Source organism: Dokdonella sp., assembly GCF_044227025.1.
Lineage (GTDB): Bacteria > Pseudomonadota > Gammaproteobacteria > Xanthomonadales > Rhodanobacteraceae > Dokdonella_A.
Map to the genome: position 1 here is coordinate 738,431 of NZ_JBGAFX010000001.1, position 19,320 is coordinate 757,750.

The following is a 19,320-nucleotide window of genomic DNA, read 5'->3' on the forward strand; positions in this document are numbered from 1 at the left end:
TCAATCGTTGTTGCGGGCAAGCTGCGAGCCGCCGACGAGCTTGAGCTTGGCCAGTACCGGCGCGCTCTGCTGACGGAATTGCGCGAGCTGGCTTGCCGGCAGCGGTTCCGGCGGCGGCAGCGTCACGGTCAGCGGGTCGCGGTGGCCGCCGTCGATGCGGAACTCATAGTGCAGGTGTGGCCCGGTGGCGAGGCCGGTCATGCCGACGTAGCCGATCGTCTCGCCCTGCTTGACGTGGTCGCCGAGCTTTTCGCTGGCAAAGCGCGACATGTGGCCGTAGGCGGTGCTGATGTGCGCGTTGTGCTGCACGATCACGAAGTTGCCATAGCCGGACATCCAGCCGCGGTAGGTGATTTTGCCGTCACCGGCGGCGCGGATTGGCGTGCCGGTCGGCGCAGCGTAGTCGACGCCCTTGTGCGCGCGCATGTAGCCGAGGACCGGATGCATGCGACCGGTCGAGAAGGTCGAGGAAATGCGCGTGAATTCCACCGGCGTGCGCAGGAACGACTTGCGCAGCGGACGGCCGTCCTCGGTGTAGTACATCGTCTCGCCGTCCGCATTGGTGTAGCGAATCGCGGTGTAGCGCTTGCCCTGGTTGATGAACGTCGCCGCGATGATGTCGCCGTCACGCAGGCGCTCGCCCTCGCGATAGAGGTCGTCGTAGATCACGCTGAAACTGTCGCCCTCGCGCAAGTCCTGCGCGAAGTCGATGTCGTAGCCGAACGCGTTGGCGAGCTTGAGTACCATGCCGTCGCTGAGGCCGGCGCGTTCGCCCGCATAGAACAGCGAGCGCGTGACGACGCCATGCGCGACATGGGTGCGGCGTTCCACGGCGCGGTCGGTCGCGTCCTCGCTGACCCCGTCCGCGCCGAAATGCAGCACGACGCGGGTAGCGTCGCCGCGTTCGAATCGCATCGCGCTCAGCGTGCCGTCGGCGGCGCGCGCGAACGCGAACTCCTGCCCGGGCCGGATGTGGCGCAGCGCCGAGGCGTCATCCTGCGAATCGAGCACGCGCTGCAGGTCGTTCGGGCCGAGGCCCTGCTCGCGGAAGATGTCGGAAAGCGATTGACCTGCGCGAACCGTCACCACATGCCAATCCGGCTCGCTCGCCGCGCCATAGGCGCCGATCGCGGCATCGGCCTCGTCGCCGAGATTCGGCAAGTCGAGAGCCATCGTCGTGTAGGGTATCGGGGCCGGCTCGTGGCGGGTCGCGTTGGCGAAGGTTGGAATCACGATGCCGACCAGCGCGGTCAGCAGCACGCAGACGCCGCCGAGGATCCAGTGTTCGGCGCGCCAGCTGATCGGCGATGCGGACACGTTCTGCAGGAACGTCCAGTTGGACACGCGCGAATAGAAATGAAAATGCCGACGCTGCGCGTGGCGCCGGAGGGTGAGGCGACGAGCCTTGTGGCGAGTGTTCTTGAGGTCGTGCTGGTGGTCGGTCACAGGTCGCAGTCCGGTCAATCGCGGGGTACCATAAAGGCGTAGTGAGGTTGCCGTCAACGCCAATGCCGACAAGGACTTGCGAACAATCGTTCACTAACGAATTATTAACCGTGACGTCTGTATTCGCGACGTCCCCATTCAACATCGGTGACGCCCCGGGCATTCGCCGAGTACAGGGATTTTCATGACGGACATGCAGGCAGCGCTCGACCTGATCGGCCGCGGCGCCGACGAGCTCATCAAGAAAGAGGACCTCGAGGCGCGCCTGCGCCTCGGCCGGCCGCTGCGCATCAAGGCTGGCTTCGACCCGACCGCTCCCGACCTGCACCTCGGACACACGGTGCTGCTGAACAAGATGCGCCAGTTCCAGGACCTCGGCCATCAGGTGATATTCCTGATCGGGGATTTCACCGGCATGATCGGCGATCCGACCGGCAAGAATGTCACGCGCAAGCCGCTTTCGCGCGAGGACGTCGCGGCGAACGCGAAGACCTATGCCGAGCAGGTGTTCAAGGTGCTCGACCGCGAGCGCACCGAGGTGCGCTTCAATTCCGAATGGTTTGGCACGATGTCGGCGGCCGACATGATCAAGCTCGCCGCCCAGCACACGGTTGCGCGCATGCTGGAGCGCGACGATTTCTCCAAGCGCTATGCCGCGCAGCAGTCCATTGCCATCCACGAATTCCTGTATCCGCTGGTGCAGGGCTACGACTCGGTGGCGCTGCAGGCGGATGTCGAGCTCGGCGGCACCGACCAGAAGTTCAACCTGCTGATGGGTCGCGGCCTGCAGGAACACTACGGCCAACCGCCACAGATCGTGCTGACGATGCCGCTGCTGGAAGGCCTGGATGGCGTCGCCAAGATGTCGAAGTCGCTCGGCAACTACATCGGCATCGCCGAGCCTGCCATCGACATCGTCAACAAGACGATGAAGATCGGCGACGAGCTGATGTGGCGCTGGTACGAACTGCTCAGCCTCGAGCGGACGCTGGCCGACATCGGCAGGATGCAGGCCGAAGTGACGGCTGGCCAACTCCACCCGCGCGACGCCAAATTGGCGCTTGCGCGTGAACTGGCCGCGCGTTTCCACGATGCAGCCGCGGCCGAGCAGGCAGTCGCGCAATGGACGGCGCTGGTGCGCGAGCAGCGTGTCGACGTCGACCTGCCGCTGATCGACATCGTGGTGCCGGCCGAAGGGATCCGCGTCGCGCCGTTGTTCGTGGCGGCGAAGCTTGCGGGCAGCAATTCGGAGGTCGCGCGCAAGATTGCCGAGCGCGCGCTGCGGGTCGATGGCGCGGTCATCGAGGATCGCGATCGCCTGCTGGCGTTGGGCGGCGAGCACCTTTTGCAGATCGGCAAGCGTTCATTTGCGCGCGTGCGCCTGGTGGTTGCATAGCTTCCCCACCCGGCTCTCTGTCGCCCGGGGGAAAAGTCCGCGCGAGGGCTTGACGAAAATTCGTTTGGTTGTAGGATTCGCGGCCCTTCGCTGCCGACCCTTTCGGGCCATCGGCGAAACGATATCCCCCGCAATGTTGCCCCGCAAAAAAAGTTTGCCGTGGGGGTTGACGAAGCGGGAATCGGATGTAAGATGCGCCCCCCTTCGACGGGAAGCCCAAACGGGCGACGCGGGAGAGGGCAGCGGAAGGCGGAAGATCGCCGGATGCTGCGAAGCGAAAAAAGTCGCTTCGAGGTGTTGACGGATACGAAAAACGATGTAAGATGCACGGCTCACCTCGGACGAAATGTCCTGAGGCGCGGATCAGAAAAGTTCCGCAAGCCAATGATCTTTGACAGTGTGCGCAGGTAACTTGTGTGGGCGCCTTGTGGTGGATGAAAGTCCATTGATACAAAGTGCGTCCAAGCAAACGTCAAGCAGCAATGTTTTACGCAAACGCTTGGTTCTCACTCAGAGGTTTGGTTGGAAGGCTTCGGCCGGAAGACCTGAAGTTTTAACTGAAGAGTTTGATCCTGGCTCAGAGTGAACGCTGGCGGCAGGCCTAACACATGCAAGTCGAGCGGCAGCACGGGGGCAACCCTGGTGGCGAGCGGCGGACGGGTGAGGAATACATCGGAATCTGCCTTGTTGTGGGGGATAACGTAGGGAAACTTACGCTAATACCGCATAAGACCGAAAGGTGAAAGTGGGGGACCGCAAGGCCTCACGCGACAAGATGAGCCGATGTCGGATTAGCTAGTTGGTGAGGTAATGGCTCACCAAGGCGACGATCCGTAGCTGGTCTGAGAGGATGATCAGCCACACTGGAACTGAGACACGGTCCAGACTCCTACGGGAGGCAGCAGTGGGGAATATTGGACAATGGGCGCAAGCCTGATCCAGCCATGCCGCGTGGGTGAAGAAGGCCTTCGGGTTGTAAAGCCCTTTTGTTGGGGAAGAAATCGTACGGGGTAATATCCCGTGCGGATGACGGTACCCAAAGAATAAGCACCGGCTAACTTCGTGCCAGCAGCCGCGGTAATACGAAGGGTGCAAGCGTTACTCGGAATTACTGGGCGTAAAGCGTGCGTAGGCGGTTCGTTAAGTCTGTCGTGAAAGCCCTGGGCTCAACCTGGGAATTGCGATGGATACTGGCGAGCTAGAGTACGGTAGAGGATGGTGGAATTCCCGGTGTAGCGGTGAAATGCGTAGAGATCGGGAGGAACACCCGTGGCGAAGGCGGCCATCTGGACCAGTACTGACGCTGAGGCACGAAAGCGTGGGGAGCAAACAGGATTAGATACCCTGGTAGTCCACGCCCTAAACGATGCGAACTGGATGTTGGGCACACTTAGGTGCTCAGTGTCGAAGCTAACGCGTTAAGTTCGCCGCCTGGGGAGTACGGTCGCAAGACTGAAACTCAAAGGAATTGACGGGGGCCCGCACAAGCGGTGGAGTATGTGGTTTAATTCGATGCAACGCGAAGAACCTTACCTGGCCTTGACATGTCCGGAATCCTGCAGAGATGCGGGAGTGCCTTCGGGAATCGGAACACAGGTGCTGCATGGCTGTCGTCAGCTCGTGTCGTGAGATGTTGGGTTAAGTCCCGCAACGAGCGCAACCCTTGTCCTTAGTTGCCAGCACGTAATGGTGGGAACTCTAAGGAGACTGCCGGTGACAAACCGGAGGAAGGTGGGGATGACGTCAAGTCATCATGGCCCTTACGGCCAGGGCTACACACGTACTACAATGGTCGGTACAGAGGGTCGCAATGCCGCGAGGCGGAGCCAATCCCAGAAAGCCGATCTCAGTCCGGATCGGAGTCTGCAACTCGACTCCGTGAAGTCGGAATCGCTAGTAATCGCGAATCAGCATTGTCGCGGTGAATACGTTCCCGGGCCTTGTACACACCGCCCGTCACACCATGGGAGTTGGTTGCTCCAGAAGCAGGTAGTCTAACCGCAAGGAGGACGCTTGCCACGGAGTGGTCAATGACTGGGGTGAAGTCGTAACAAGGTAGCCGTATCGGAAGGTGCGGCTGGATCACCTCCTTTAGAGAATGACTTCACCATCCCAAGGTGCCCACACAAGATACCTGCATCCAGAGACGCGGCTCGGCCGCGAGTCCCCTCAAGGGGCCATAGCTCAGCTGGGAGAGCACCTGCTTTGCAAGCAGGGGGTCGTCGGTTCGATCCCGACTGGCTCCACCACTGGCATTACGCGGATCCCTCCGCGAGAGCCCGCACATCCTTGTGCGGACTTTCAACGGATAATCCGGGTCTGTAGCTCAGGTGGTTAGAGCGCACCCCTGATAAGGGTGAGGCCGGTGGTTCGAGTCCTCCCAGACCCACCATTCTCTGGATCAGCACACTCTCAGAATTTTTCACGATGCGACGTTGAAGTGCGCATCGTGCTCTTTGAAAACTTGGGACGTAAACAAGCGTTTTGGTTCTGTCGAACCAGACGTGTCGTTGAGGCAAGTAGGCGAAGTGCAAGACAGTAATTCCGAGGCGACTTGGAGTTATATGGTCAAGCGAATAAGCGCATACGGTGGATGCCTTGGCGGTCAGAGGCGATGAAGGACGTGGTAGCCTGCGAAAAGTTCCGGGGAGCTGGCAACAAGCTTCGATCCGGAAATGTCCGAATGGGGAAACCCACCGCGCAAGCGGTATCCCGGTTTGAATCTATAGAACCGGGAAGCTAACTCAGGGAACTGAAATATCTCATTACCTGAAGGAAAAGAAATCAACCGAGATTCCCCTAGTAGCGACGAGCGAACGGGGAAAAGCCCAAAAGTCGTGCAAGTTCTAGTGGAACGGTCTGGAAAGTCCGGCCATAGACGGTGATAGCCCGGTATGCGAAAGGGCTTGCACGATGAAAGTGAGTAGGGCGGGGCACGTGAAACCCTGTCTGAACATGGGGGGACCATCCTCCAAGGCTAAATACTCCTGACCGACCGATAGCGAACCAGTACCGTGAGGGAAAGGCGAAAAGAACCCCGGAGAGGGGAGTGAAATAGAACCTGAAACCGTATGCGTACAAGCAGTAGGAGCCCGCAAGGGTGACTGCGTACCTTTTGTATAATGGGTCAGCGACTTACGTTTTGTGGCAAGCTTAACCGTATAGGGGAGGCGAAGGGAAACCGAGTCTGAATAGGGCGCATAGTCGCAAGGCGTAGACCCGAAACCGGGTGATCTAGCCATGCCCAGGGTGAAGGTGCGGTAACACGCACTGGAGGCCCGAACCCACTCCTGTTGCAAAAGTAGGGGATGAGGTGTGGCTAGGAGTGAAAAGCTAATCGAACCCGGAGATAGCTGGTTCTCCTCGAAAGCTATTTAGGTAGCGCCTCGTGTATCACTGCTGGGGGTAGAGCACTGTTATGGCTAGGGGGTCATCGCGACTTACCAAACCATGGCAAACTCCGAATACCAGCAAGTGCAAGCACGGGAGACACACGGCGGGTGCGAACGTCCGTCGTGAAAAGGGAAACAACCCAGACCTGCAGCTAAGGTCCCAAAGTCATGGCTAAGTGGGAAACGATGTGGGAAGGCATAGACAGCCAGGAGGTTGGCTTAGAAGCAGCCATCCTTTAAAGAAAGCGTAATAGCTCACTGGTCGAGTCGGCCCGCGCGGAAGATTTAACGGGGCTAAGCCATGCACCGAAGCTCGGGGTTCACACGCAAGTGTGAGCGGTAGAGGAGCGTTCCGTACGCCTGCGAAGGTGGATCGTAAGGTCTGCTGGAGGTATCGGAAGTGCGAATGCTGACATGAGTAACGATAAAGGGGGTGAAAAGCCCCCTCGCCGAAAGCCCAAGGTTTCCTCGCGCAACGTTCATCGGCGCAGGGTTAGTCGGTTCCTAAGGCGAGGCGGAAACGCGTAGTCGATGGGAATCTGGTTAATATTCCAGAACCATTCGTGATTGCGATGGAGTGACGGAGAAGGCTAGGTGTACCGGGCGTTGGTTGTCCCGGGGAAAGGAGGTAGGCGGATCCCTTAGGCAAATCCGGGGGGTCATACGCCGAGCACCGAGACGAGTCCTTATGGACGAAGTCACTGACGCCACGCTTCCAGGAAAAGCTTCTAAGCTTCAGATCACGAATGACCGTACCGTAATCCGACACAGGTAGGCAGGGTGAGAATCCCAAGGCGCTTGAGAGAACTCGGGTGAAGGAACTAGGCAACATAGCACCGTAACTTCGGGAGAAGGTGCGCCCAGGAGTGTGGCTACATGCGTAGCTGAGCATTCTTGGGCCGCAGTGACCAGGCCGCTGCGACTGTTTATCAAAAACACAGCACTCTGCAAACACGAAAGTGGACGTATAGGGTGTGACACCTGCCCGGTGCCGGAAGGTTAATTGATGGGGTCAGCCGCAAGGCGAAGCTCTTGATCGAAGCCCCGGTAAACGGCGGCCGTAACTATAACGGTCCTAAGGTAGCGAAATTCCTTGTCGGGTAAGTTCCGACCTGCACGAATGGTGTAACGACAGCGGCGCTGTCTCCACCCGAGACTCAGTGAAATTGAAATCGCTGTGAAGATGCAGCGTTCCCGCGGCAAGACGGAAAGACCCCGTGAACCTTTACTATAGCTTTACACTGAACGTTGAGTTCTTCTGTGTAGGATAGGTGGGAGGCTTTGAAGTGCAGGCGCTAGCTTGCATGGAGCCATCCTTGAAATACCACCCTGAAGTGCTTGACGTTCTAACCTAGGTCCGTAATCCGGATCGGGGACCGTGTATGGTGGGTAGTTTGACTGGGGCGGTCTCCTCCCAAAGAGTAACGGAGGAGCACGAAGGTACGCTCAGCGCGGTCGGACATCGCGCACTGTGTGCAAAGGCATAAGCGTGCTTGACTGCAAGATCGACGGATCAAGCAGGTACGAAAGTAGGTCTTAGTGATCCGGTGGTTCTGTATGGAAGGGCCATCGCTCAACGGATAAAAGGTACTCCGGGGATAACAGGCTGATACTGCCCAAGAGTTCATATCGACGGCAGTGTTTGGCACCTCGATGTCGGCTCATCACATCCTGGGGCTGTAGCCGGTCCCAAGGGTATGGCTGTTCGCCATTTAAAGTGGTACGCGAGCTGGGTTCAGAACGTCGTGAGACAGTTCGGTCCCTATCTGTCGTGGGCGTTGGAGATTTGAGAGGGGCTGCTCCTAGTACGAGAGGACCGGAGTGGACGAACCCCTGGTGTTCCGGTTGTCACGCCAGTGGCACTGCCGGGTAGCTACGTTCGGAAGCGATAACCGCTGAAAGCATCTAAGCGGGAAGCGCGCCTCAAGATGAGATCTCCCGGGACACAAGTCCCCTAAAGGCCCCATGAAGACTACGTGGTTGATAGGTCAGGTGTGTATCGCAGTAATGCCGAGCTAACTGATACTAATGAGCCGTGCGGCTTGATCATATAACTCCAAGCCGCTTCACTGAAAACCTCAACGAAATCGTCTGGCGTACAGCCGACGCTTGAATACGTCCCAAGTCCCCATGCCGAGTCCGCGCAGTTGTTGCGCGACTCGCACCAGTTCCCTGGTGAAATTAGCGCTGTGGTCCCACCCGATCCCATCTCGAACTCGGAAGTGAAACGCAGCTGCGCCGATGGTAGTGTGGCTTAAGCCATGCAAGAGTAGGTCATCGCCAGGGGCTTTACCCAGAACGCCTCCCCGGAAACGGGGAGGCGTTCGCTTTTTGGCGATCAGGAACGGCCGGAGTGGCTGCTATTGCAGGAGCAAATGCAGACGGACGCCAGGATTGCCTGGTCCGCAGGCGCTCCCGGCTTCTGCGAACATTTCCCACGTCCGTGCGAGTCGCATTGCAGGAGCCAATGCAGGCTTTGCAAATGGATGGCGGAACTGCCTCCACCTCTGTCTTGGATATGAATTCCATGTCCCATACGCGTTGCTTCATCTACAGGAGTTCGCGCAAGGTCGGCGCGTATCTGTACGTCGTCAGCGCGGACGACTTCTCTGCGGTGCCGGTGGCTTTGCGCCAAAGGCTCGGTCGCCTGGAGTTCGTCATGGAATTGGAGCTGACGTCCGATCGCAAGCTTGCCCGTGCCGATGCCGCCCAGGTCAGCGCTGCGCTGTCCGATCAGGGCTACTACCTGCAATTGCCGCCCGCCGATACGACGGGTGGCATTGCCTGACGTCCCGCCCGGATGCGTCGTTCAGTGTTTCCTGATCATTGGGCAGCGAGCGTCGATATACTCGATTGATGCGGTATCCGACCGCGCGCCGAACAGAGGTGGGAATGCGAAAACGCGCCTCCAATGGTTTGCAGGTCCTGCGCACTGCGATCCGGTTGCTGTTGCCGGCGTGGTTGTTGTTCGGGGTTGCGGCGCTGGTCGTTCATCCGGTGTCCCTCGTCGCTCTCCTGCTCGCGAACGCGATTGTGATGACCGCGATTTCGCGCGCGATCGGTTTCGATCAGGACACGGGATTCGCGCGGGGTCTCGCGCGCCGCGGCGCTGCCTACTTCGTCGCATCCTCGGCCTATGCCGCGCTGGTGGCTGCATTCGTGGCCCTGCCCGCCTGGTGGCTGCTGAAAGAGGGCTCGCTGCTTGCAGCGCTTGGCTTGTCGGCCGCCTTGATGTTGTCGCTCGTGTGCCTGTGGCGGATATGGCCTGCGTTCGCGCTGCCGCTGCTTTGGGACGACGCGTATCCACATCCGGACGAACGCGGTTCATGGCTTTTGAAGGTATTGCGCAGATCGCTGGCGTTCGCGCGGCACATGACCGGCGAGCACGAATTGTTTTTCACCCGCGGCCTCCCGGCGGCGCTGGGGTTGCTGCTGCTCGCCCTTGGCGCGCTGGCGCTCTCCGGGATCGGCGGACTGTTGTCCGGTGAAGTGCGGACGGTCGCAATCGTCCTGTATGCAGCGATCCTTTCCCCGTTCGCGCACTTGTTGCTTGTCAACCGTTGCCTGCATGCAATGTTGGCCGATGCGCGCGGGCGTCGCCACGCTGCGGTGATCGAGCCGGAGGCACGGTCCGACGCGCAGGACGCCGAACAAGCGCGCATTCCAGATGGAATCGCGCGTGCCGACCTCGATTCCACCTTGCTGTGTGCGGTGCATTCGACCCAGGTGAGCCTCGCGCTGGCGGCTCTGGAGCGCGGCGCCGATCCCGACACCACTCCCGGGCCGTCGCATCGCGATCAGCGCACGCCGCTGATGCTCGCGGTCACCTTGCCGGACCTGCGCCTGTTGCGCGCGTTGATCGCCAAAGGCGTCGACATCAACCGCGTGCACGGCGGCATCACGCCGCTGATCGCAGCAACCCGCGACAGCCATGACGGCCGGCCGGATGCGGTCACGACCCTGCTCGCGAACGGCGCCGATGCGCGCATGCCCGATGCGGCCGGCAACACGCCCTTGCACCACGCCGCGCGTTGCGCGCAACCGATCATCGCGGCGCTTCTGGTTGATGCGGCAATCGACGTCAACGCGGTCAACGCCGAAGGCATGACCGCGCTCGCCGTCGCCTGTGCGAACGCAAACTGGAATGTCGCCACATTCCTGCTTGAGCATGGCGCGAAGCCCGACGTCGAGCACGCGCAACCGGCCCTCCTTTGCGCATGCACGATTGCCGAAGACGATCCGTTCGGCGTCCGATTGCTGCTCAAGCACAAGGCGCGCGTCGATGCACGCGGCATGCTCGAGCGCAGCGCGTTGATGACAGCCGCTTTGTCCGGCCACGCACGCATCGTCGATGCGCTGCTGGGTGCTGGCGCAACACCGGAACTCGCCGACGCGCGCGGCACGACGGCATTGATGGAAGCCGCGCGCGCCGGCTCCGCCGCCTCGATCCATGCGCTGGGAAAGCGCAAGGTGGATGCCGATCGCGTCGACGCCAGTGGCCGCAGCGCCTTGATGATCGCCTGCCAGTCCCGCCATGCCGGCGATGACGCGGTGCGCGCCCTTTTGGCGCTTGGTGCGACGCGCTCGCTGACGGGCGCCGACGGCAAGCGCGCACTCGATTACGCCGCGACCGCAGGACGCTGGCATATCGTCGCGTTGCTCGATCCGACCTACCCGTTGCCATCCAGTCTCTCGGCCGCATCCATCGAAGCTTCGACGGCGAATGCGGACCATCTGCTCGATGCCCTGCGATTTGGCCACTGGAACGTGGCGAACGAGTTCGTTGGCGTGGTCGGAGCCTGGCCCGCGGCCGCGCTTGCCGACCTTTACCTCGACCTTGCCGAGCCCGAGCATGCCGACGCGCGCAACTGGCTGCGCAACCACGGGCTTGATGCAGCGGCGCGCTGCGGATCCGGAACCAGCTTGTTCGACGCGTTGGTCGAGCGGCTTCCACAGGCGATTCGCGCACTCGCCGAGCTTGTCGCCGTCGGTGCACCGCTTGGGGGGGCCGGACTAGTCGCGCGCGTGCTCGCCGCGGCGCCGGCTGCAGAGCCTGCCGCGATGGTCGCGCTCGCGTCCGATCTCCTCGCGCGCGGCGCGGACTGGTGTGGCACCACGGACAGCCACCAGTCCCCATTGCATCTCGCAGCGGCGCTCGGCGAGTGCAATCTCGTTGCTTCCCTGCTGGATCGCGGCGCCGATCCCGATGCGCGTGACGCGCAAGGGAACGCGCCGCTGCATCTGGCGCTGCGCCATGACCACGAAACCGCCACCACGATGCAGCGGTTGTTGATCGCCGCCGGCGCCAACCCCGAGATCGCGAACGCGAACGGCGAAACCGCGCTCGGCCTGGCGCTCGCGCGCGGTGAAGGGGAATGGGTGCACTGGCTGAGCTGGAGCGGATGGCGCTTGCCGTTGCGCCGCCTACGCGACGCCGACCTGCCCGCCGCCGCTGCCGAAGGCGATCTCGAAGCAGTGACACGGCTGCAGGCGCTGGGCATCGCGGTCGATGCCGAGGACGCGCAAGGCGCCACGGCGCTCGTGCGTGCCGCGGGTGCCGGCCACGCCGCGCTGGTCGTTCATCTCCTTGCCGCGGGTGCGGACGTCGCCCATCTGACCCGGTCCGGGGTGCACTGCCTCGCAGCCGCGGTCGGCGCACGCCGCGAAGCGGTCGTTCGCACGTTGCTCGCGCACGGCGTATCGCCGGATCTGCCGATCGCCGGCGGCGGGTCGTGCCTGTTGTTTGCCGCTGCGCTCGCGGACGAGCGCACCGCGCGCGCATTGCTCGAAGCCGGCGCAAACCCGAATGCCGCGGACGAGCAGGGTACGACCGCCCTGCACGCGGCTGCACAGGGCGCATTCGAAAGCGGTGACACGCAGCGATCGCGCGCGATGTTCGACGTGTTGCTGCGTGCCGGTGCGCGCCTCGACGCGCGCAACCGGCAAGGACAGGATGCCCTGCTGGTCTTGCTCGGTGCGCGCTCCCAGCCTGGCGCGCGTTGCGACGCCGAGCACCTGCACCAGCTCGTCGCATGGCTGCTCGAGCGCGGCGCGCGCGTCGACACGCAGGACTCGCGTGGCGTCAGCGCCCTGCACGCGTGCGCCCTGCACGGGCTATCCGGCTGCGCGCGCCTGCTCAAGTCGCACGGCGCACCGCTTGACCTCCTCGATGGTTTCGAACGCAGCGCGGCCGACGTCGCCGCGCTGCTCGGCTACGTCGACGTTGCCGCAGAGCTCGATGGCGCGCGTTCCGCGCCGGTCCCCGGCGTGCGCCAGACCTTGCGGCGCCCGGCGCGCGCATCCGATTGACACGGGTTCTATTCGCGCATGCGGCGATAGAGCGGCCAGGGCAGGCAGCGGACGATCAGTGCGATCAGCGCGAACCTTCGCGGCAGGTACCATCCTGCCGATCCGCGCGTAAGACGCGCGGCCACGATCCGCGCGATCCGCGCGGGATCGGTCGCCGCGATCGGCAACGCCGTGCCGTGGGTCAGGTTGGTCGCGAGGAATCCGAGGCGGTACAGCTGCACGCGCAGGTCACGCGTTGCATGGCGTTGTCGCAGGCTCTCGTACAGCGATTCGAGCGCGCGTTTCGCGCCGGCGTAGACCACGTTGCGCCCGCGCCCGCGCACCGCCGCGACGCTGCCGAACAGCACGACCACGCCACGGTTCGCGCGCAGGCGCGGCAGCAGCGCATGCACGATTGCCAACGGCGCATGCAGGTTGATCGCCAGCAACTGGCCGATGCGTGCCGCGTCGAGGCGGAAGTCGTCGTCGGTGCGCGACAGCCCGACCGGCAGCAACAGCGCATCGAGTGCCGGCAACGCATCCAGCACCTGTGAAAGACGCGCGCCGGGATCGGCTTCGTGGGCGAGCTCGAGCGCGAGCACATGGACGCGGGCCGCGCACCGCAAGGTGAGGTCTGCGGCGATCGCGTCGAGGTCGCGCGCGTCGGAGGAGACCAGCAGCAGCTCGTGGCCGCGGCCGGCGAGCTCCGCCGCCAACGCGCGCCCGAGACCGCTGGATGCGCCGACGATCAGCGTCGTCACAGCGCGAGCCTCCGCACAAGTTCCGAAGTGCGCAGGCCGCCGCGGTTGTGCCCCGCCAGGCGCGTGCGCGCGGATTCGAATCCAGCCAGCGCGCGCCGCACCGTGGTCGCATCGAGGCTGGATTGCTTGATCAGGTTGGGGCGACCGTCGTGGGCGATCGCGATCTCGGTCAGCGCATCGAGGAACGCGCGTTGCGTGGCGCTGGTCGGTGCCGGCAGCTGGATCGCGAGGGCAATGCCCCTGCCATCAAAGGAAAAGCCGTCCGCTGTTCCGGCGAACAACTTGCTCGCAAGCAGGGCGATGCGCGGCCGCATTCGCGCGACGCATTCCGCCAACGCGTTGGCAAACGCCTCGAAGCGCGGGTGCGGCACCAGCCATTGCGCCTCCGTCATGCCGGCGGGTCCGAAACCGGCGAAATACAGGTGCGCGCGGTTGAGCGGAAACAGCGCTTGCGCGAGCGGCAACGGCGTCTGGCCTGGCCGGCACCAGCGCGCCTCCAGCCAGGTGTTGGCAGCGGCGATGCCGACGCGATTCCACAACGCAAACGGCAGCACGGGCAGCGTCGCCGGCAGGTCGTGCGTCGCATCGGGCGATTCGCTGTGTGGCGTGTCGCCGTCATCGCTGGCCAAGCCGACGCGGATCACGCCGCGACCGAAGCGCCCTGCGCGCGCATCATGCCAGCCATACAGCACCGGTGCGTTGGCCGCTTCGCGCAGGACGCGTGCCGCCTCGGCAAGATTGGCGACTGGCACGCGCCGCAGCACGAGCGCACTCGGCGGTCGCGCCAGGCGCAGAGTCGCACGCGTGATGGTGCCGGTCAGTCCGAATCCGGCGAACGTCGCATCGAACAGGTCACGGTCGCGTGCGGGGTCGACGCGGGCGACGCCCGTTCCCGCGCAATGCAGGTCGAACGAATCGACCCACGCGCGGAACGTGCCGTCGCGCGCGGGATTTTTGCCATGCACATCGGCGGCGATGCAGCCGCCGATGCTCGCGCGTGGATGGCCGGGCGCGACCGGAAGATACCAGCCGCGAGCGAGCAGGAAGCGCTGCACGTCGCCGATGCGTGCGCCGGCCTCGACCGTCAGTAAACCGCGCACGGCATCGAACGCGAGCAGGCGGTCGAACGCGCCAAGATCCTGGCAGACCGCGTCATTGCCGAAGCTCGCGCCGACGTACGACACGCCGCCGCCACGCGCGATGCTCGGGGCGTCGGGGGGCAAGGCATCGAGCAGTCGGTAACGATCCGGCCGCTGCACTCGGCAACGCGCGCGGAACTGGCGGTCGAAACTTCCCAGCTCGACGTCGGCGATTGCGTAACCACGCATCTCAGGGCCCTTCATCGTCGCCGAAGTCGGCTTCGAACAGGCGCACGAGATCCTCGCGAGCCTCCTGCGACGTCTGCAGCAGAGCCGCCTCGTCGTCGTAGACCGGATACTGACTGGCCAGCACACGCTCGTCGTGTGCGCGGAAGCGGCGCACGTACTCGGCGGCGGCCGCCTCGTCATAGCCGAGTGCCTCGAACACGCCGCGCGCGATCTCCAGGCTCGAGAAGAACGTCTCGCGCACGATGCTGCCGACACCCAGATCCATCAGCTTGAAAACGTGCTGGCGGTTGCGTGCGCGCGCGAACACCTTGAGGTGCGGAAAATGCCGCTTGAGCAGGCGTGCGGTGCGCAGGTTCGCGTCCGGGTCCTCGGTCGCGATCACGAAGATCTCGGCCTTGTCGGCCTGAGCTGCCCGCAGCAGGTCGAGGCGCGAGGCATCGCCGTAGAACACCGTGTTGCCGAAGTGGCGCATGAAGTCGACCTGTTCGGGGTCGCTTTCGAGCGCGGTGAACGCGATCCGGTTCGCGTTGAGCATGCGCGCGACGATCTGGCCGACGCGGCCCATGCCGGCAATGATCACGCGCGGAGCGGCGGCGTCGACCTTGTCGAACTCGCGCGTCGGCTTGGTTTTCGTGGCCGGCGCGATATCGCTGCGCAAGCGCACCAGCAAGGGCGTTGCCGCCATCGACAGCGTGATGACCAGGATCGCGAGGTCGCGCTGCCCGGTCGATACGAGGCCGTTGGCAGCAGCGAGCGTGAACACGACGAAGGCGAACTCGCCGCCTTGGGCGAGGATGGCCGCCAGCGCAAGCGACTGCTGGTGATCCTCGCGTGCGGCAACACGTGCGACCAGATAAAGCACCAGCGCCTTCGAGACGATCAACGCAAGCAGCAGCCAGCCGACCAACTGCGGCTGCGCCATCGCCAGCTGCACATTCAGCGACATGCCCACGCTGATGAAGAACAGGCCCAGCAGCAGGCCGCGGAACGGTTCGATCTGCGCTTCGATCTCGTGGCGATACTCCGAGTCGGCGAGCAGCACGCCGGCGAGGAACGCTCCGAGCGACATCGAAATGCCGGAAAGTTCCATCAGCCAGGCGATGCCCATCACCACCAGCAGCGCCGTCGCGGTGAACACCTCGGGCGTTCCCACCTGCTGCGCGGCGGCACGGAACATCGGCCGCAGCAGATAGCGACCGCCGACGATGACGAGCGCGATGGTCGCGATCACGCGCAGGGCGGCAAACGCTTCCTGCAACGCGCCCGAATCCGCGTGCGATCCGCCGAGGATCGGGATCAGGGCGAGGATCGGGATCGCGGCGACATCCTGGAACAGCAGGATCGCGAACGCGAGTCGCCCATGCGCACTATTGAGCTCCTTGCGCTCGGCCAGCAACTGCAGGTCGATTGCGGTCGATGAAAGGGCGAGGCCGAGGCCGATCACCAGCGCCGTCTTCCACTCGAGCCCGAAGGCGAGTGCGGCGCCGCCGATCAGCGTGGCGGTCGCGACGACCTGCAGGCTGCCGCTGCCGAACACGCTGCGGCGCATGACCCAAAGGCGCTGCGGCGAAAGCTCGAGGCCGATAACGAACAGCATCAGCACGACCCCGAGCTCGGAGATCTGCGAAATCTGTTCAGTGTTGCCGATCAGGCGCAGGCCGGACGGCCCGATCAGCGCGCCCACCGCGAGGTAGCCGAGCACGGCGCCGAGCCGCCAGCGCTTGGCCAGCGGGACCGCCAGCACGGTCGCGAGCAGCAGCACCACCGCGTATTGCAGGAAACCGTGGTTCTCCACGCGCACTCCATCGAATCCGACGCGAAGTATCGCACGCAGGCCGCGCCGGTCACCCGTCCGGTCGCAGCTTCTGAGATGGGGCGCACGCAGCCTGCGCACTCCAGCCATCCACCCGGAGCCCGTCATGTTCGTTGCGCCGTTTTCGTTGCCGCTCCCCGTCGAGCATCCGCACCCGCGAATGCGCGAAAGCCCGCCGGGCGCGGCTCTGGGCGCGCTCGCCGCATGGCTTGTCAGCGGCGCCTGCCTGCTCGCGCTATTTCCTGCATTGCGTGGCGGTGCGACACTGGGCGCGACGCTGCCGTTCTGGCTCGTCGCAGCACCGACGATCAACCTCGTTTGGCTCGCGCGTGGCCGGATCGCCACTGCCGTCCAGCACGCGCTGCGTCGCCTGCAACGACCTGCGATCCGACAGGCGCGACGCTTTCAATCGCGCGCGCGCCCTGACAGGTCGAGCAGATAGTAGTCGCGGTCGTCGACGCGTATGACACCCGGCTCGCGTTCGAGTTGCCGGGCGACCGCGCCAACGGCTGCCGGCATCCAGGCATATTCCTTTGCCGCGATGGCCGGTTGCGGCAATACAAGGAAATCGATGTCCTGGTCGCGCATGAAGCTCGTGAATCCGGCTTCCGTTTCGACGAACTCGGGGCGTGCGAAGGAGATCGTCAGCAGATTTTCGAATTGCGTCGGCAACCAGAGGCTTGCCGGTTCGGTCGCGTAACCGACTGCGCGGGCATGGGCGTGCGCATGCTCTTTCAGATGGCGTCCGATTTTCTCGATACCGGCGGATGCAAGCATCGTCCATCGCAAGCGGCGATCATCGTGCCAGTTTCGCGTCATCACCAGATCGAAGCTGCGCGTGCCGGGTGCCCAGCCCGCACTGGCAAAACCGTAGGCCGCCTGGAACAGTACGAAGGCCGACAAGCAGACCATCAGGACGAGTCGCACGGAGTCCTTGCCGCGCGCGAACGCGCTGTTCGCCGCGAGCAGCACGCCGGGCAGCAGGCCGATCAGGAAGTAGTTGCCGTCACCGCCGCGCTCGCGGTATCCGATCGCGGTCGCGAGCACGAAAGCAGTGACGGCCATTGCCGCGAGCGGCCAGATGGTTCGCGCGCCCTTCGCGGTGCCTTGGCCGAGCAAGCCTGCGCCCATGCCGAGTACGGCGAGCCACAGCCAGACGTTGCCCATCCAGCCGATCACGATGTGCGGCATCGTCTGCGGGCGGAGCAGCCAGTCGACGAACACGCCGGGCAGGCTGGCCCAGTTCTGCGGCCACGTCCATTGCAGCGTGCCGACGGGGTCGCGCAGCTGCATGCCGAGCGAACTCCACAATTTGAACAGCACATCCGGGCCGATGGTCGGCATGCCCGTCAGCAGCCATGTACGTGCGGTCACGAACACGGCGACGGCCAGCGCGCCGGCGAGTGCCCACACCGCAACGTCCTTGTTCACGGCCGCATCCTGATCCGGCGCATGGCGCTGCGGGCGCCACGCTTGCAGGAGGCTGCCGAGCACAAGCACGCCCATGAACGGAATCGCGGTGAGTTTTGCCATGCAGGCGAGTGCCGCGGCGGCGGCGATCCAGCACCAGTCCGCCCACTGGCGCGTGCGCGCGAACGCGAGCGCGCCGTCCACGGCGATCAGCGCGAACAAGGTGGAGATCACATCCGGTTTGGGTTCGAGCGCAGTGGCGGCAAGCGCGGGCAGCGTCGCGATTGCCGCCAGCACCGGCAGTCGGTCGCGTGCATCGATGCCGATCGTGTCGGCAATGCGCGCGCATACCGCGAGAATCAGCAACAGCACCCAGATCGACATGCCGCTGATGACGCTGCTGTCGCCAAGCGCGCTGACCGGCAACAGAAAGACCTCGTACAGCTTCGGAAAATAGTGGACCGGCGAGACCAGACCGAGCGCATCGAACACGGAATGCCCGGGAGCGAGCACGTATTCTCCCCGCAGCCCATACCAGAGCGAGTCGTAGCCGTGGACGACGTTCGTGCGCGCATACAGAACCGCCAGCCACGCGGCGAGTGCGCCGCCCCACGCACGTGCGAGGCGATCCTGCGCGCGCAGGCTGCGCCAGAGGAAGACAAGCAGCGGCGGCGTGCGCGCCAAAAGGGTCGTGGCACCGAGCGCGAGGGTGATCGCGCGCAACTCGCGGATCGAGCCGACACCGAACGCCGACGCGGTCCAGGCGATGAGACTCCAGGCGATGAAGCCGAGCACGAAGGCCTGCAGGTAGGCGGCCGTGTCGCGGGCGTCGCTCAGGCCGCAGACACGCCGCACGAGCATGCCGAGGCCGATGACGATCTCGAAATACAACAGGTCGATCAGCAACGGAGCGTCGACCGCGTGCCGGCGCAGGAACAGTGCCAGCGCGGCTGTCGCGAGCAGCACCGCCGCCCCGGAGGAACGCAGTGTGAACGCGCCGGCGACCAGCGCGATCAGTGCCAAGGCTTCGAGGCCGCCCTGCACGAACTCGGGCTGCCGGATGTGCCAGTCGAACGGACCGGGCCCGATCAGTTGCCAGGCCGGTATCGCGATGAAGGCCGCGGCGAGCGCGAGGGCAAACCCAGCGAACGCGTGGGTGGAGCGTGCACTTGTCGGCATGTTGTCGAGGTGGCTCGCGCAGGGCGCGCGGGTTGCAATTTCAGGAGGCGGTCTGTGCGAGCGTGCGCGATGCCGTTCAGCCGCGCAAGCCGAGCCGCTTGCGCTCCATCCGGCGCAGGAACTCGTCCATGATGCGGCGGTAGAGGTCGTCGCCGAGGTAGGCATCCTCGACGCTGGCATCGATCGAAGGATTGTCGTTCACTTCGATGACAACCAGGCGATCGCCGGCCTGTTTGAGGTCGACGCCGTAAAGGCCGTCGCCGATCGGCGCGGTCGCCCTCAATGCGAGCTTGAGCACGTCGGCCGG

The 19,320-nt window shown here is 63.9% G+C and carries 9 protein-coding genes, 2 tRNA genes, 3 rRNA genes and 1 pseudogene; 9 read left to right on the top strand and 6 right to left on the bottom strand.

Going from position 1 to position 19,320, the window contains the following annotated elements:
* On the bottom strand, positions 1–1,446 hold the full coding sequence (locus ACILRJ_RS03250) for an OapA family protein (protein ID WP_395680335.1): 1,446 nt from the start codon (positions 1,444–1,446) through the stop codon (positions 1–3).
* A 184-nt stretch (positions 1,447–1,630) separates the two neighbouring features.
* Here ACILRJ_RS03250 and tyrS point away from each other — a divergent pair, with 184 nt between their 5' ends.
* The 8 genes from tyrS to ACILRJ_RS03290 all read left to right on the top strand — a co-directional run bounded on the left by tyrS (position 1,631) and on the right by ACILRJ_RS03290 (position 12,543).
* Positions 1,631–2,842 carry a tyrosine--tRNA ligase gene (tyrS, locus tag ACILRJ_RS03255; protein ID WP_395680337.1) on the top strand — a complete coding sequence of 404 codons (1,212 nt, stop codon included), beginning with the start codon at positions 1,631–1,633 and terminating at the stop codon, positions 2,840–2,842.
* Between the two features lie 554 nt (positions 2,843–3,396).
* Positions 3,397–4,935, top strand: a 16S ribosomal RNA gene (locus ACILRJ_RS03260).
* Positions 4,936–5,015: 80 nt separating this feature from the next.
* Positions 5,016–5,091, top strand: a tRNA-Ala gene (locus ACILRJ_RS03265).
* Between the two features lie 66 nt (positions 5,092–5,157).
* Positions 5,158–5,234, top strand: a tRNA-Ile gene (locus ACILRJ_RS03270).
* A gap of 174 nt (positions 5,235–5,408) precedes the next feature.
* Positions 5,409–8,284: ribosomal RNA gene (locus ACILRJ_RS03275) — 23S ribosomal RNA — on the top strand.
* Positions 8,285–8,405: 121 nt separating this feature from the next.
* Positions 8,406–8,520: ribosomal RNA gene (rrf, locus tag ACILRJ_RS03280) — 5S ribosomal RNA — on the top strand.
* Together the 16S, 23S and 5S rRNA genes with 2 tRNA genes alongside form the textbook arrangement of a ribosomal RNA operon.
* A gap of 241 nt (positions 8,521–8,761) precedes the next feature.
* Entirely contained in the window at positions 8,762–9,022 is a 261-nt protein-coding gene (locus tag ACILRJ_RS03285; RefSeq protein ID WP_395680339.1) for a YcgL domain-containing protein, read from the top strand.
* 104 nt (positions 9,023–9,126) lie between these two features.
* Positions 9,127–12,543 carry an ankyrin repeat domain-containing protein gene (locus tag ACILRJ_RS03290; RefSeq protein WP_395680341.1) on the top strand — a complete coding sequence of 1,139 codons (3,417 nt, stop codon included), beginning with the start codon at positions 9,127–9,129 and terminating at the stop codon, positions 12,541–12,543.
* Positions 12,544–12,551: 8 nt separating this feature from the next.
* Here ACILRJ_RS03290 and ACILRJ_RS03295 read toward each other — a convergent pair whose 3' ends face one another.
* From ACILRJ_RS03295 to ACILRJ_RS03305, 3 genes are read right to left on the bottom strand one after another with little or no spacing between them, the layout of a single operon-like run.
* Entirely contained in the window at positions 12,552–13,283 is a 732-nt protein-coding gene (locus ACILRJ_RS03295; RefSeq protein WP_395680343.1) for an SDR family NAD(P)-dependent oxidoreductase, read from the bottom strand.
* The gene (locus ACILRJ_RS03300) at positions 13,280–14,611 is read right to left on the bottom strand and encodes an FAD-binding oxidoreductase (protein WP_395680345.1); all 1,332 of its coding nucleotides are present in this window, start codon (positions 14,609–14,611) and stop codon (positions 13,280–13,282) included. The genes ACILRJ_RS03295 and ACILRJ_RS03300 overlap by 4 nt, the downstream gene beginning before the upstream one ends.
* A 1-nt stretch (position 14,612) precedes the next feature.
* Complete coding sequence (locus ACILRJ_RS03305) at positions 14,613–16,406, bottom strand: monovalent cation:proton antiporter-2 (CPA2) family protein (protein WP_395680347.1); 1,794 nt, start codon at positions 16,404–16,406, stop codon at positions 14,613–14,615.
* 124 nt (positions 16,407–16,530) lie between these two features.
* Between ACILRJ_RS03305 and ACILRJ_RS03310 the strand changes: the two genes are divergently transcribed.
* A complete protein-coding gene (locus tag ACILRJ_RS03310; protein ID WP_395680349.1) occupies positions 16,531–16,866 on the top strand; it encodes a hypothetical protein in 336 nt (111 codons plus the stop codon).
* On the opposite strand, the gene ACILRJ_RS03315 is transcribed toward ACILRJ_RS03310, so the two are convergent.
* Positions 16,830–19,013, bottom strand: coding sequence for a hypothetical protein (locus tag ACILRJ_RS03315; protein ID WP_395680351.1), 2,184 nt, complete (start codon positions 19,011–19,013; stop codon positions 16,830–16,832). The two genes, ACILRJ_RS03310 and ACILRJ_RS03315, sit on opposite strands and share 37 nt — an antisense overlap.
* Positions 19,014–19,089: 76 nt before the next feature.
* A pseudogene (locus tag ACILRJ_RS03320) lies at positions 19,090–19,320 on the bottom strand (RimK family alpha-L-glutamate ligase); the annotation flags it as partial.